General features: G+C 77.5%; 11 protein-coding genes and 1 pseudogene. 3 read left to right on the top strand and 9 right to left on the bottom strand.

The genetic code is table 11. From position 1 onward, the window contains the following. Positions 1–11: 11 nt before the first annotated feature. The 3 genes from ACFC0B_RS10320 to ACFC0B_RS10310 form a co-directional block, all read right to left on the bottom strand. Positions 12–734 carry a Crp/Fnr family transcriptional regulator gene (locus ACFC0B_RS10320; RefSeq protein WP_376084520.1) on the bottom strand — a complete coding sequence of 241 codons (723 nt, stop codon included), beginning with the start codon at positions 732–734 and terminating at the stop codon, positions 12–14. A gap of 50 nt (positions 735–784) precedes the next feature. After that, positions 785–2,188, bottom strand: a complete 1,404-nt coding sequence (locus tag ACFC0B_RS10315; protein WP_376084519.1) for an amino acid permease — start codon at positions 2,186–2,188, stop codon at positions 785–787. Between the two features lie 262 nt (positions 2,189–2,450). After that, positions 2,451–2,663: a DUF5988 family protein gene (locus ACFC0B_RS10310; protein ID WP_376084517.1), complete on the bottom strand. Its 213-nt coding sequence runs from the start codon at positions 2,661–2,663 to the stop codon at positions 2,451–2,453. A 327-nt stretch (positions 2,664–2,990) separates the two neighbouring features. Between ACFC0B_RS10310 and ACFC0B_RS10305 the strand changes: the two genes are divergently transcribed. Continuing rightward, entirely contained in the window at positions 2,991–6,242 is a 3,252-nt protein-coding gene (locus ACFC0B_RS10305; RefSeq protein ID WP_376084515.1) for a BTAD domain-containing putative transcriptional regulator, read from the top strand. Positions 6,243–6,278: 36 nt separating this feature from the next. Then, a pseudogene (locus ACFC0B_RS10300) lies at positions 6,279–6,860 on the top strand (transposase); the annotation flags it as partial. On the opposite strand, the gene ACFC0B_RS10295 reads toward ACFC0B_RS10300, so the two are convergent. The 4 genes from ACFC0B_RS10295 to ACFC0B_RS10280 form a co-directional block, all read right to left on the bottom strand. Beyond that, a complete protein-coding gene (locus tag ACFC0B_RS10295) occupies positions 6,778–7,656 on the bottom strand; it encodes a biotin-dependent carboxyltransferase family protein (RefSeq protein WP_376084513.1) in 879 nt (292 codons plus the stop codon). The pseudogene ACFC0B_RS10300 and the gene ACFC0B_RS10295 overlap by 83 nt on opposite strands. Positions 7,657–7,797: 141 nt before the next feature. Then, positions 7,798–8,502, bottom strand: a complete 705-nt coding sequence (locus ACFC0B_RS10290) for an allophanate hydrolase subunit 1 (protein WP_376084511.1) — start codon at positions 8,500–8,502, stop codon at positions 7,798–7,800. A 9-nt stretch (positions 8,503–8,511) separates the two neighbouring features. Beyond that, positions 8,512–9,342, bottom strand: a complete 831-nt coding sequence (locus ACFC0B_RS10285) for a putative hydro-lyase (protein ID WP_376084509.1) — start codon at positions 9,340–9,342, stop codon at positions 8,512–8,514. A 294-nt stretch (positions 9,343–9,636) separates the two neighbouring features. Then, entirely contained in the window at positions 9,637–9,921 is a 285-nt protein-coding gene (locus tag ACFC0B_RS10280; RefSeq protein WP_376084507.1) for a hypothetical protein, read from the bottom strand. A gap of 345 nt (positions 9,922–10,266) precedes the next feature. Between ACFC0B_RS10280 and ACFC0B_RS10275 the strand changes: the two genes are divergently transcribed. Continuing rightward, on the top strand, positions 10,267–10,986 hold the full coding sequence (locus ACFC0B_RS10275; protein ID WP_376084505.1) for a GntR family transcriptional regulator: 720 nt from the start codon (positions 10,267–10,269) through the stop codon (positions 10,984–10,986). 108 nt (positions 10,987–11,094) lie between these two features. Here the strand turns inward: ACFC0B_RS10275 and ACFC0B_RS10270 are convergent, their stop codons facing one another. Both ACFC0B_RS10270 and ACFC0B_RS10265 read right to left on the bottom strand, forming a co-directional pair. Then, positions 11,095–12,717 carry an MFS transporter gene (locus ACFC0B_RS10270; protein ID WP_376084503.1) on the bottom strand — a complete coding sequence of 541 codons (1,623 nt, stop codon included), beginning with the start codon at positions 12,715–12,717 and terminating at the stop codon, positions 11,095–11,097. Between the two features lie 303 nt (positions 12,718–13,020). After that, positions 13,021–14,298 (bottom strand): pyroglutamyl peptidase, encoded by a 1,278-nt coding sequence (locus ACFC0B_RS10265; protein ID WP_376084501.1) that lies wholly within the window; start codon positions 14,296–14,298, stop codon positions 13,021–13,023. Positions 14,299–14,337: the final 39 nt, after the last annotated feature.

Below are 14,337 nucleotides of genomic sequence, written 5' to 3'. Positions count from 1 at the left end.
CTGACGTCCGGTCAGCGGCGGTGCGCCCCCTCAGCCGTCCCCGCGGCCGCCCCCGCGGCGGCGCTCCGCAGGGCGGCCAGGTCCCCGACGGTGATCCGCTTGCGCCCGCACGCGACGTGCAGCGGCTCCAGCTCGGCGAGACCGGCGGTGACGGTGTTCCGGGAGACGCCGAGGTACTGGGCCAGGTCGTCGCGGGTCAGGGCGAGGGTGACGCCCGGGTCCGGCGCGCCGCCCGGCCCGCCGGCGGAGAGCTCGGCCAGCACCACCAGGGCGCCCGCCAGCCGGGCCACCACGTCCCCGCCGCCGCGGGCCAGGTCCGACTCCCTGAGCCGGCCGAGGGCGTAGCGGACCATCACGGGGTACAGGCCGTGGTCGGCGACGAACCGCAGGAACGCCGCCCGGGTGACCACCGCCACCGAGCAGTCCACTATGGCCTGCACGCTCGCCGAGCGCACCCCGTCGTCCAGCACCGCCACCTCGCCCAGCACCTCGCCGGGGCCGCGGAAGGCGAGCAGGGTGAGGTCGCCGTCCGGCTCCCGGCGGACCACCTTGGCGACCCCGCCGAGCAGGGCGAGCACATGGGTGCCGGCCTCCCCCTGGTGCAGCAGGGTGTCGCCGATCGGGTGCCGGCGCACGTGCGCGCCGGCCAGCAGGGCGGACCAGCGCGCCTCCCCCATGAGATGACGCAGCGTCCGGTCCGACCGGTCCGGCGTTCCGCCGGCGCGAGCGCTCATGCACCGACCTTACGGCGTGCCCGGCTCCCGCGACGCCCCCGGCGCCCCCGTCAGGCCCGGCGGCGGCGGGCGGCGAGGACGGTGTGCACGAGGACGCCGACGACCAGGAAGAGGACGCCCTGGTAGACGGCCTCGTAGCCGGCGCCGGCGACCAGCCAGGCGGAGAACGCGAAGGCCCCGAGGGCGAGGACGAGGTCGCGGGCGAGGCGGCCGGGGGCGACGCGGTCGCGGTCGCCGCTCAGCAGCCAGCGCAACTGGGCGGCGCTGGAGAGGAGGTAGGGCACGGTCGCGGTGAAGGTAGTGACCAGCACCAGGGTGTCGAAGGCGGCCTTCGCGCCGGAGGCGAAGTCGAGGACGGTGAGCAACGAGGCGAGTGTGACGCCGGTCAGGACGCCGACGACGGGCACGCCGCGGCGCTCGGTGGCGAAGACGGCGGGGAACAGGCCGTCCTTGGCGGCGGCGTAGGGGGCCTGGGCGGAGAGCAGGGTCCAGCCGTTGAGCGCGCCGGTCATCGAGACGAGCGCGGCGACGGCGACGGCGGTGCCGCCCCAGGAGCCGCCGAAGACGGCGTTCACCGAGTCGGAGAACGGGGCGGTGGAGTGGACCAGCCGCTCGTGGGCGACGGTGCCGAACACGGCGAGCGTGCCGAGCAGGTAGACGACGGCGGCGCCCGCGGTGCCGAGCACGCTGGCCCGGCCGACGTTGCGCTCCGGGTCCCGGACCTGGCCCGCGCTCATCGCGGCCGACTCCACGCCGAGGTAGCTGAAGAGCAGGATCGCGGCGGCGGCCGTCATCCCGCCGAGCCAGCCGTCGCCGGTCGCGTCGAAGGGGCCGAGGTTCGCCGGGTCGAAGGAGCCGAGGCCGGCCACCGCGACAACCGCCAGCGGGATGAACTTCAGGACGGTGGCGACGAGTTGGACGGCGCCGACGTACCGGGTGCCGGCCAGGTTGGCGAGCGCGGGCAGCCACTGGACGGCCAGCGCGCAGCCGAGGGCGAGCGCGGTGGAGCGGCCGACGGCCGGCCACAGGACGTCGAGGTAGCCGACGGCGGCGACGGCGAGGGCGGCGTTGCTGACCCAGGTGGTGATCCAGTAGGACCAGGCGGCCAGGAAGCCGGCGAAGTCGCCGAAGGCCTCGCGGGCGTAGACGTAGGGCCCGCCGGTGCGCGGGTCGCGGCGCGCGAGCCGTCCGAAGACCAGGGCCAGGGCGATCGCGCCGACGGTGAGCACGGCGAAGGCGAGCAGGCTGACCGTCCCGTACGGCGCCACCGCGGCGGGGATCATGAAGATGCCGCCGCCGATGATGTTGCCCATGACCAGGGCGGTCGCGGTCGGCAGGCCGAACCGGCGGACGGCGGAGCGGGGCTCCGGTGCCGGGGACGCGGGCGGGGAGGACGGCGCCGGGGACGGCGGCGCCGGGGGTGCCTGCCGGGTCGCGGCCGGGCTGGTCTGCATGAGGGTGTGGTGCCTTTCCTGCGTCCTGCGCGCTCGGTGGAGCGGAGGCCCATGCTCACGCAGGCGGCATCTTGTACCAAATCGGCGGGATTTGTCCTCCGGACCGGCTCGCCCGCCGGAAAACCTCCGGTCGCGCGGTGGGCGGACGGGCACTCGTCCCGCGCCTGTCCGCGGGGGTGCCGGGAGCCGGACAAGCGGCCCCCGGCACCCCCGCCAGGCGTCACCCGGCGGGCGTCAGTCGGCGGGCGTCAGTCGGCGGGCGTCACTCGGCGACGAAGGTGTTGCCGCTCCACTCGAAGACGTCCAGCGGGACGCCCTCGTGCTCCTCCGTCCGGCCGGTGCGCCGGAAGTGCTCGTACCGGTTGCCGGTGAGGACCTTGACGACGCTCTCACCGGCGCCGACCTCGCGTACGCGCGCGAAGTCGGCGCCGGCCGCGCCGCCTTCGAGCAGGATGTTCGCCTTCGGCTCCGTCATGGTGCTACCTCCCGGGGGATGGCTTCGCCAGCGCTCCTGACCTGGGCCCCGAACCCTACGCAGCGGCCCGCCGCCGGATAACCCCTCGCCGGGCGCTTCCCGGGTCGGTCAGGGGGGTCCGGATTCATCCCGCGGCGTCCGGTCGGAGGCGAACCGGACGATCGGCGCGCCGGTCGACCGGGGGCTCGTGACGGGCGCGCGCCGGGGCGGCCCGCCACCGGAACGGCGCCGGGCGCGCGACACCTCCGCAGGGCGCACCGCGGCAGGCACCGGCGGGCGGCCCGGCCCCGCGCGCCTGACAGAATGGCCCGCCGGAGGGGTGGTTACGTGCGCATCGGCATCCTGGGCCCGCTCGAACTGCGGGACACGGCGGCCCGGCCCGTCGGGATCAGCGGTCAGCGGCTGCGGTCCCTGCTCATCCGGCTCGCCCTGGACGGCGGCCGCGCCGTCTCCGCCGAGCGCCTGATCGCCGACCTGTGGGAGGACTCCCGGCCGGCCGCCCCGGCCAACGCGCTGCAGACCCTGGTCTCGCGGCTGCGCGGCGCCGGCGGCCGCGACCTGGTCGCCGCGGCCCCGGGCGGCTACCGGCTCGGCGTGGACCCGGGCGAGATCGACGCGGTGGCCTTCGAACGGCTGGTGTCCGCCGTCCGGCGCTCCGCCGACCCGGCCGAGCGCGCCGCGACCCTGCGCCGGGCGCTCGACCTGTGGCGCGGGCCCGCACTCGCCGAGGTCGCCGACGCGGCCTTCGCCGGGCCCGCCGTCACCCGGCTGGAAGAGCTGCGGCTGACCGCCGTCGAGGACCGCGCCGACGCCGAACTCGCGCTCGGCGACGCGGCCCACCTGGTCGCCGAACTGGACGGCCTGTGCCGCTCGCACCCGCTGCGCGAGCGGCTGCGCGGCCTGCTGATGCGCGCCCTGCACGCCACCGGACGGCAGGCCGCCGCCCTGGAGGTGTACGAGGACACCCGCCGGGAGCTCGCCGAACGGCTCGGCGCCGACCCGTCCCCGGACCTCGCCGCGCTGCACCTGGCGATCCTGCGCGGCGACCTGCGGACGGCGGCCCCGGCCCGCGCCGCCGCGCCGGGGCCGGGCGGCGGCCGGCGCACCAACCTGCCCGCCCCGCTGACCAGCTTCGTCGGCCGCGAGGAGGAGTCCGGGCGGATCGCCGCACTGCTGCGCGAGGCCCGGCTGGTGACCCTCACCGGCCCCGGGGGCGCGGGCAAGACCCGGCTGGCCGGCGAGGTGGCCGCCGGCCTGCTCGGCGACCACCCGGACGGGGTGTGGCTGGTGCCGCTGGCCCAGGTCGGCTCGGCCCGGGACCTGCCGCAGGCCGTGCTCACCGCGGTCGGCCGGGTCGAGTCCTCCCGGGTCGGCGACGCCGTCGCCGTGCTGCCGCCGATGAAGCGGCTGGTCGACGCGCTGGCCGGCCGGCGGATGCTGCTGGTCCTCGACAACTGCGAGCACCTGGTGGAGGCGGTGGCCCGGCTCGCCGACCGGGTGCTGGCCGGCGCCCCCGGCGTCCGGGTGCTGGCCACCAGCCGCGAGCCGCTGGCCATCACCGGCGAGACCCTCTGCCCGGTGCCCTCGCTGCCGCTGCCGCCGCCCGGCGCGGGCCCGGCCGAGGCCGCCGGGTACGCCGCGGTACGGCTGTTCGCGGACCGGGCCGCCGCGGTGCGCCCCGGCTTCCGGGTCGACGGGACCACCGCGCCGCTGGTGGTCGCCGTCTGCCGCGCCCTGGACGGCCTGCCGTTCGCGATCGAGCTCGCCGCCGCCCGGCTGCGCTCCCTGACCCTCCCCCAGGTCGCCGAGCGCCTCGGCGACCAGTTCCGGCTGCTCGGCTCCGGCAGCCGGGCGGCGGCGCCCCGGCACCGGACGCTGCGCGCGGTGGTGGACTGGAGCTGGGAGCTGCTCGACGACACCGAGCGGGCGGTGCTGCGCCGGCTGTCGGTCTTCCGCGGCGGCGCCACCCCGCGCAGCGCGGAGGTGGTCTGCGCGCCCGCCGACGACGGCGCCGTCGACGGCCGGGACGTCATCGACGTGATCGCCGCGCTGATCGACAAGTCGCTGGTCGTCGCGACCGGCCGGGGCGAGGTCCGCTACGGGCTGCTGGAGACGGTGCGGGCGTACGCCGCCGAGCGCCTGGCCGAGGCCGGCGAGACGGAGCGGCTGCGCGCCGCGCACGCCGCCCGGCTGCTCGCCGTCGCGGAGCGCGCCGAACCGGGGCTGCGCGGCGCCGAGCAGGAGGTGTGGGCGGCGCGGCTGACCGCCGAGCGGGACGACTGCGCCGCCGCGCTCGGCTGGGCGGTGGAGCGGCGGGAGGCGGCGACCGCGCTGCGGCTGACCGGCGCGCTGATGTGGTACTGGATCATGCACGACCGGCTGGCCGAGGCGCACGGCTGGGCCGTCGCGGTGCACGGGCTGACCGGCGGCCGGCCCCCGGCCGGGGCGCCGGAGCTGGCAGACGCCTACGCGCTGTGCGCCTTCCTCACGGTGCTGATGACGGAGCACCCGGACGGGCCGGACGGCCCCGACGGTCCGGAGCCCGCCGCCGAGGCCCGGCGGCGGGCCGTCCGCACCACGCTGGACTGCCTGCCCGAACGCCCCGGCCACCCCGCGCTGCACCTGGCCCGGCCGGTCGCCGCGCTGTTCCTGAACGACGCCGCGCGGGCCGAGCGGGAGCTGCTGGCCGTCCGGGAGGGCGCCACCGACCCGTGGGTGCGGGCGATCGCCCGGGTCTGCCTGGGCCACCTCGCCTTCAACGCGGGCCGGATCGACGCGGCGCTCACCGAACTGCGCGCGGGCCACGCGGGCTTCCGCCGGCTGGGCGATCCGTGGGGCATGAACACCGCGCTCGGCGGGCTGCTGGAGCTGGCCCTGGTCCGCGGCGACGCCGCCGAGGCGGTCCGGCTCGGCCAGGAGGCCCACGCGTACGCCGTCCGGGGCGGGCCGGAGGGCGGCGCGCTGCCGCTGATCCGGCTCGGCCGGGCCCGCGCCGCGGCGGGCGACCCGGCCCGCGGTCTGGAGGAGATCCGGCAGGGGGCGCGCACCGCGGAGCGGGCCGGGGACTTCGACAGCGCCGTGGAGGGGCACGTCGCGGTGAGCCGGCTGCTCCGTGCGGCCGGCGACCTGCCCGGGGCCCGGACGCCGCTGACCCGGGCCGTGGAGCTGCTGGACGGCATCGCGCCCGGCGGCCACGCGATCCGGACCGTCGCCCTGGCCTACGGCCAACTCGGCTGCCTGGCCGAGCAGGAGGGCGACCTCGCGGAGGCGGCCCGGTGGCACGCCGAGGCCGTCCGGGAGCTCGGCCGCGAGGAGATCGTCCACCAGCAGGCCGCGGCGCAGCTGCTGGAGGGCGTCGCCGCGCTGGCCGCCGCCCGCGGCGAACCCGGGCGGGCCGCCGAACTGCTGGGCGCCGCCCACACCCTGCACGGCTACCGCGACGACCGCAGCCCGGAGGTGCGCCGGGCCGCCGGGGCGGTCGCGGCGGCGCTGGACCGGTCGGCCGCCGAGGCCGCGTACGAGCGCGGCCGGCGGGTCCCGGTGGAAGGGGCGCTGGCCCTGGCGGCCGGGCCGTCCTGACACCCGCCCGGCCGCCGGGGCAGGACGCCGGACACCGCACACCCACCCGAGCACGGCCTGCGGGACATCCTCGACGCGGTCCTGTCCGCGGACCGGACCGGGGTCCCGTGGCGCCACCTCCCGCGCGCGTACCCACCCCGGACCACCGCGGCGCGGCGGCGTGTTCGATCGGCTCAGCGGCCTGCCCCGACGACGGGTGCGCCCCAGCGGGCCGGGCGCGTGTGTGATCGACGCCCCGAGCGTGCAGACCGCGCCCACCGCCGCCCGGGTCCGCCGTCCGGCCGCCCGTTCCGCGCGCAGGGGGCGATCGGGCCCTTCCCCCGGTCGGTGCCGCGCCGGCCCCGGCGGCGGGGTAGCGGTCGGGGTCGGCCCGGCGACGTCGGCCCCTCCGGGGTCGGAGGGACGTTCACGGTCCGCTCGCAGGCCGGCGGTGTCCGGGGCTCCCGAGGGGCGCTCGTGGTCCGTCCGGCACGCCTCGACCGTCGACGCGCTCCCGACCGGACGCCGGGGCCGTGCTGCGGGTGGTCCCGCGCGGTCACACCGCCCGGAAGCGCAGGGACTGGCCGGGGCGGGTCTGGGCGGCGAGCGGGAGGTCGTCCTCGTGGACGGCCGCGATGACGGGGTAGCCGCCGGTGACCGGGTGGTCGGCGAGGAAGAGGATCGGCTGCCCGTCCGGCGGTACCTGCAGCGCGCCCGGCACCGCGGCCTCGGAGGGCAGTTCGCCGGGGCGGGCGCGGTGCAGCACCGGCCCGGTCAGCCGCATGCCGACGCGGTCGCTCCGGTCGGTGACCAGGTAGGGCCGGGCACACAGCGCGGCGAGGGATTCGGGCGTGAACCAGTCGTCCCGGGGGCCGGGCAGGATCCGCAGGACGGGCTCGGAGGGCAGCGCCCGCTGGGGGGCGAAGTCCGCCGCGGGCCAGCCGGCCGTGAGGTCGCCGACCGGCAGGAGGTCGCCGGCCGCGAGGCGGGCGGGGCCGATCCCGGAGAGGGTGTCGGTCGATCGGGAGCCCAGGACCGGCGGAAGGTCCACGCCACCGCGTACGGCGAGGTAGACCCGCAGGCCCTCGTACGGGACGCCGATGGTCAGCCGGCTGCCGGGGGCCAGTCCGACGGGGGCGTTGAGATCGACGGCGCGGCCGTCGGCGTGGGCGGGGCAGGGCGCGCCGGTGAGGGCGACGGTGGTGTGGTGGCCGATGTCCAGGACGAGCCCGCCCAGGGGTGCCTCGATGGCGGCGGCTTCCTCCCGGTTGCCGACGAGCCGGTTGGCCAGGCGCAGGCTGCGGCCGTCGGCGGCGCCGGAGCGCCCGACACCCAGCGCGGCGCGGCCGGGGCGGCCCAGGTCCTGGACGGTGGCGCCGAAACCGGGGTGGACCACCCGCAGGCGTCGGGCGGGGATCGCGGGGCTGCCGGTCATCTGGTCCTCCGTGGGGTGGTGGTCGGTGTGACGTGGCGGTCCTGGCAGGAGGGGTGGGTGGCCGCGTGCGGTGCGGCCGGGCCCGCACCCGTTCCCGGAAGCACCCCGCCCGCCGGGGGCGGGGTGCCGCGTCGGGTTCCTTCAGGGGTGCGACGGGTGCGAGGAGTGCGGGAGGTGCGAGGGGTGCGGGAGGTGCGGCGGGTCGGCCGGCGTGAAGCGGACGGCCGTGCCGGGTGCCAGCGGCGTCGGCGGGTCGGCCCCGGTGTCCCACAGGGACAGGCCGGTGACGCCGAGCAGGTGCCAGCCGCCGGGCGACTCGCGGGGGTAGACGCCGGTGAACTCGTCGGCGAGGGCGACCGCGCCCGCCGGCACCCGGGTGCGCGGGACGGCGCGGCGCGGTACCCGCAGAGCGGGGTCGACCCCGCTCAGGTAGGCGAATCCGGGAGCGAAGCCGCAGAACGCCACGCGGTAGGTGGCGGCGCAGTGGCGGGCGATGACCTCGGGGACCGTCAGGCCGCACAGGCGGGCCACCTCCGCCAGGTCCGCACCGTCGTAGCGGACCGGGATCTCGACGGTCCCGGCGGCATCGGTGGCGGGGGCGGTGGCGGCGGGGGCGGTGGCGGCGGGGGCGGTCGCCGGCAGGTCGACGGCGCGCAGGGCGTCGGCGAGCCGGTCCGGGCCGGTGGCCCCGGGGTCGTAGCGCACCAGGACGGTTCGGGCGGCGGGAACGAGTTCCAGCGTTCCGGGGAGCGGTTCGCGCACCAGCGCGGCGTGCAGCCGGGCCGCCTCGTCGAGGTCGGCGACCTCGACCAGCAGGGCCCGACTGCCGTACCGGAGGATGTCCATGGCGACCGGTCAGCCCTTCTCGGCGACCAGGTAGTCGCGGTCGAACCTGTCGGTCACGAACATGTGCCCCGGCGCGTGGGTGATCGCGAAGGGCGGGCGGGAGGCCATCAGGGCCGACTGGGGGGTGACACCGCAGGCCCAGAACACCGGGACGTCGTCGGGGCCGATCACGGTCGGGTCGCCGAAGTCGGGCCGGTCCAGGTCCGGGATGCCGAGTTCGGCGTTGGAGCGGTCCCCGGGCTCGCCGACGGCCACCGGCGCGCCGTGCACGGCCGGCATCCGGGCGGTGATCGCCCGCGCGGCGGCGACCAGGTCCCGGGGGACGGCCCGCATGGAGACCACCATCGGGCCGTGCAGCCGTCCGGCGGGGACGCACGCCCGGGCCGTTCGGTACATCGCGACGTTGCGGCCCTCGGCGACGTGGCGCAGCGGGATGCCGGCCTCCAGCAGCGCGGACTCGAAGGTGAAGGAGCAGCCGATGAGGAAGGTGACGAGGTCGTCGCGCCAGTGGGCGGTGACGTCGGAGTGCTCCTGCCACCGGCCGTCGTGCCAGACCCGGTAGCGGGGCAGGTCGGTGGCGAGGTCCGCGCCGGGGGCCAGGACGCTGGTACGGGCGCCGGGAGCGGTCTGTTCGAGGACGGGGCAGGGCGCGGGGTTGAGTTCGGCGAAGCGGGCGACGTCGGCGGCCCAGTCCGCGGGCACGCTGATCATGTTGGCCTGGGTGCGGCCCAGGCACCAGCCGGCCGTGGGCACCGCGGTGCCGGCCCGGAACAGCGCCCGGGCGCGGGCGGGCTCCAGGGCGGCGTGGGAGGGCGCGAGGGCGGTGCGGGTCTCGGTCATCGGGAGGGATCTCCTTCGTCGGCGGGTCGGTTGTTCGCGGCAGGGGGATGCCGGCGCGGGGCGGATCGGAGGGAGGGGAAAGGGGGAGGTGGTGCCGTGCCGCCAAGGGTCCGGGCGACGTACGGCGGAGGCGGGGCGGGGCCTGTCCGGCGGCCGCCGGGCCGGGGCGTTCGGTGCCCGGATCCCGGCGACGGCGCGGCGTGGGGACGCGTCCGGTGGACGAAGCGCGGGGGTGTACGCCCCGGCGCCGCGCGCCCGGCGGGAGTCGCCCGGCGGGAGTCGTCCGGCGGTTCCCTAGCGGGAGGAGGAGTCCAGCAGGGCGGACAGGGTGGTCATCGGCGACAGGGGGCCGAGGGCCGCGGCCATGCCGATTCCGCGGTCGCCGAGCCTCACCCCCACCGCCAGGTGGCGGGCCGGACCCCGCCCGCAGCTGACCGACAGGCTCAGACTGCGGGCGCCGGCGGCGCGGTAGCGCCCGGCGAACAGCGACAGGGGGCCCGTCACGATCAGCCGGCCACCCAGGGCGAGCCCCAGGAGGCCGGCGGCGACGGCCAGTCGCAGGACGGGGTGGAGGTCCAACCCCGCATTGATCAGTACCGTGGACAGCGCGGCCGCGACCGGCGAGCGGTCGCCCCCGGTGGCACGGACAGGTCGGCGGGCGCGGTTCCGGCCCGGGAACCCCTTTGGCGGTCGTGGCATGATTCTCCCCCAACTGCGGTGTGGTGACAGCCCTTTCGCTTCCGACAGTGGCAGCACCCGGACAGCGCTCGCAAGGCACCGGTGGCACCCGATCCACTTCACCGGAAAATGGACGAATCACCAAGAGGATTGTTGAACAACCGCATTGTTGCTCCTGCCGCCTGACGGGACGTCGCGAGGGGTGGTACGAAGGTGCGGCACGAGTGACGAGCCGGGAGGGGCGCCGTGGACAGCCGAGCGGGCAGTGGAACGGGCAGTGGAACGGGCAACGAGGACGAGGACTGGGCCGAGGAACTCGCCCAGGCGGGCTGGAGCAGCAAGGCGGAGCACGTCGCGGCGATCCTGCGCCGCCGGATCGCCGAGGGCAAGCACCTGCCCGACGTCAGGCTGCCCGAGGACGGCATCAGCAAGGGACTGAAGGTCTCCCGCAACACCCTGCGCGAAGCGTTCCGGCTGCTGGCGCACGAAGGGGTCGTCGAGCATCGGCACGGCCAGGGCGTGTTCGTCCGGCGGCTGAGCGTGGCCGACGTGGTCGACCTGTACCGGCTGCGCCGGGTGGTGCAGCCGGCGGTCATCAGGGACCTGCGGGGCCGGACCGTCGACCTCTCCCCGCTCCGAGCGGCCGTCGAGGAGTTCGAGGCGGCCGGGCCGGAGGCCGACTGGCGGGTCCTGGGCACCGCCAACCTCCGTTTCCACCTGGCGCTCACGGCGCTGGCCGGCAGCCGCCGCCTGGACGGGCTGATGAGCCGGGTCCTGGCCGAACTGCGGCTCGTCTTCCACGCGGTGTCCGACCTGCGCGCGTTCCATGTCGCGTACGGCGCGCGCAACCGGAGGATCCTCGAACTGATCGACGCGGGCGCGCTCGCGAAGGCGGCCAACGAGATGACCGCCTACCTGCGGGACGCGGAGCGCGATCTGGTCGAGCGGTACGCCGCGGCCCGGTGACGCCCGGACGGGCCGGCTGTCGCCTCGGCGGCGACGGCCGGCCCGTCCGGGCAGGATGCCGATCACGGACGCACCGGCCGCCGGCGCGACCCGTGGGAAATCCCGCCGTCACCCGGTCCCGTCCAGTGCCTTCTCCGGGAGCCGCTCACCCGGCGGCTGCTTCTCCGCCCGCTCCCGCTCCCCCGTCCCGCCCCGCCCCCGGCCCGCCGGCTTCGCCGGGAACGCGGACCGCGGCGGTACGAAGGCGGCCGCGAGCAGCGCCGCCACCAGGGCGACCAGGCCGCAGGCCGTCAGCACCAGGTTGCTGCCGTGCACGAAGGCGGCGTGCGCGGAGGCCAGCAGCCCGGGGTCGTCCAGCTGGGCGGCCACCGCGTTCGCGCCGGTCACCGAGTCCCGGGCCGCCCGGGCGGCCTCGTCCGGCAGGCCGCCGGTGGAGAGCCGGTCGAGGTAGCCGGAGCTGAGCAGACTGCCCAGGCCCGCGACACCGAGCACACCGCCGACCTGCTGCAGGGTCTCCAGCAGGCTGGAACCGGCGCCCGCGCCCTCCTCGGGCAGCGAGCCGAGGACCATGCTGGTGCTCGGGACGATCGCCAGGCCGAATCCGGCGCCGGTGAGGGCCAGCCAGAGGGCCGCGAAGCCGTAGCCGTCGGCGACGGTCGACCGGGCGCCCAGCAGGGTGCCGCCGGCCAGCACCAGCAGGCCGAGCGGGATGACGACGCGCGGTCCGACCCGGGGGACGAAGGCCTCGGCGAGCTGGGCGCCCACCACCAGGCCGCCGATCAGCGGCAGCAGGCGCAGTCCGGTGCCGAAGGCGCTGTGGCCGAGCACCGACCCCAGGTACTGCGGCACCACGAACAGGATGCCCATGACGCAGAAGTTGACGAAGGTCGCGACGACCGCGCCCCACCGGAACCTGCGGTCGCCGAGCAGGCCGAGGTCGACCAGCGGGGCGGCGGCCCGGCGCTCGCGGACCACCAGGGCGGCCAGCAGCAGCGCACCGGCGCCCAGCGTGCCGAGCACCTCGACGGAGCCCCAGCCGTCCTCCGGCACCAGGACGGAGCCCTGGACCAGCCCGGTGATGCCCAGGGCGCCGAGCAGGGCGCCGGGACCGTCGAAGGCGGGCGCCCGGCGGCCGGCCCCGGCGCGCCGGGCGGGCGCCGGGTCGGCGGGCAGCAGGACGGCGACCGCGACCAGGGCCGCCACCGCCACGGGGAGGTTGAAGACGAAGACCGAGCCCCACCAGAAGTGGTTGAGCAGCCAGCCGCCGACCAACGGGCCGACCGGCATGCCGATCGACGCGGCGGCGGTCCAGGTGCCGACGGCCTTGTCCAGCTCGTCCCTGGCGAACATCCTGGGCAGGATCGCCATGGTGAGCGGCATGATCATGGCGGCGCCGACGCCCATCAGGGCGCGGACCGCGATCACCGGGCCGGGACCGTCCGCCAGGACGCCGACGGCCGAGGCGGCGCCGAAGACGGCGATGCCGGCGAGCAGCAGCCGCTTGTGGCCGAAGCGGTCGCCCAGCACGCCGACCGGGAGCATGACGGCGGCGAAGGTCAGCAGGTAGCCGCCGCTGATCCACTGGAGCTGGGTGGTGGAGGCGCCCAGCTCCCGGGAGAGCGTGGGCAGGGCGACGTTGATGATCGTGCCGTCCAGTGAGATCACGAGGACGCTGATCACCAGGGCGCCCAACCCCCACCAGCGGCGGGGCGAGGGTGGCGGGGTCGTCATGGCGGTTCTCCGGGGAAGCGTTGCGGATCGGGGGCCGAGCGGACCGGGGCCCGTTCGGCCGGGTCGGCTGCCACCGTGCCGGGCCGCGCTGGTACGGCGCTGGCAGCCGGCTGGTACCGATCCGGCACGGCGAAGGCCCGCCCGGTCCGGGCGCCCCGGGGATCGCTCCCCGGCGCCCGGCCGGACGGGCCGGCGGCCGTGCCCGCCTTCGTCCCCCGGTCCGCCTCCGCCGCGCCCCGTGCGGAGCCGTCGGCCCGCGCCGTGCCGCCAGCCCGCGCCGTGCCGCCAGCCCGCGCCGTGCCGTCAGCCCGCGCTGTGCCGCAGGACCTCCAGGACCTCGCCGGCGATCGCGGCCTCGTTCTGCTCGAAGACCGGCCCGGTGAGCTGGTCCGTCCGCTCCGGCAGGCCTGTGAGCACCGGGGTGTGCAGATGGCCGCCGGGCAGCTCCGGGGCGAGCTCCAGGCGCAGCCGGTTGGTGCGGTAGGCGACCTCGTTGGAGAGGTAGCCCCCGCCGCCGCCGGCGACCGCGCGCGAGCCGGGGGTCGGGCCGTTCGCCCGGTCGACGGGGGCGCTCGCCCCGGCGGGGATCTCGGTGACGGTGGTGTTCAGCCGGACCGGGAAGGGCTGCTGAACGGCCGTCATCGGCCCGGTGGGCAGGCTGGTGGCGATGAACTCGGCGCCGGGGCCGAGCCCGGGGGCGGTGACGGGGTGGTCGCGGGTACCGCCGGAGAGCGCGCCGGCGTTGTCCGGGTAGGGGTCGGCGGAGCGGGAGCGGCCGGCCCAGGCCTCCAGGGTGAACAGTCCGGGGTAGCCCTGGCTGATGGTGGTGATGAGGTCGGCGGAGCGGTGGCCGGGGGCGAGCCGCGGGCCGAACGCGCGCTCGACGATGCCGCGGTCGAAGTCGCCGTAGCGGACCGGGAACACCACCGCCTGGATCTCGGCCGGGGTGCCGTCGGCGAGGGTGATCCGCCGTCCGTCCAGTTGCAGCACCGCCGATCCCGAGGGGTTGGCGCGGCGCGGCTCGGCGTCCAGGCCGAAGGGGTCGAAGCCGCTCACGAAGATCCGGCGCACGCCGTGGCGGGCACCGAACCCGCTGTCGGACAGCCCGCGCGAGGCATCCTCGAAGCGCTGCCGCAGGGCCGCCGCGTCAATGGTGAAGTCCGGCTGCCAGCGGGCGAGTTGGACGGTCATGGCGACCCTGGTCCAGTACAGCGGACGGTCGTCGCCGACCGGCAGGTCCCCGCCGGGGCGGCGACCCTGGGCGCGGTCGACGCCGGCCCGCCAGAGCGCCTCGCCCCAGGCGTCGACGATCCGGCCGGCCCCGGCGGCGCCGCGCGCGGAGCAGAGCGCGGCGGGGAAGCGGCGGACGAAGTCGCCGAAGCCCCCGCGCTCGGTCAGTGCGGCGGTCCGCGGGTCGGCGGTGCGCGCCTGCTCGCGGTCGAGCGGCGCGGAGTCGACGGTCCGACAGGACGGGCGGGCCGGCTGCGCGGTCGCGGCGGTGGCGGCGGCGGGGAGGACGGTGGCGGCGAGAGCGCCGATGAGGGTCGCGGTGAGGGCGACCCGGCGCCGGGCGGTCGTCATGGCATGGACACTACATCCGCCCCCCGGGCCGCCACCAGA

This window comes from Kitasatospora sp. NPDC056184 (assembly GCF_042268405.1).
Taxonomy (GTDB): Bacteria; Actinomycetota; Actinomycetes; order Streptomycetales; family Streptomycetaceae; genus Kitasatospora.
Note: the sequence above shows the minus strand (reverse complement) of the source record. Positions and strands in the feature narration are given on the sequence as shown.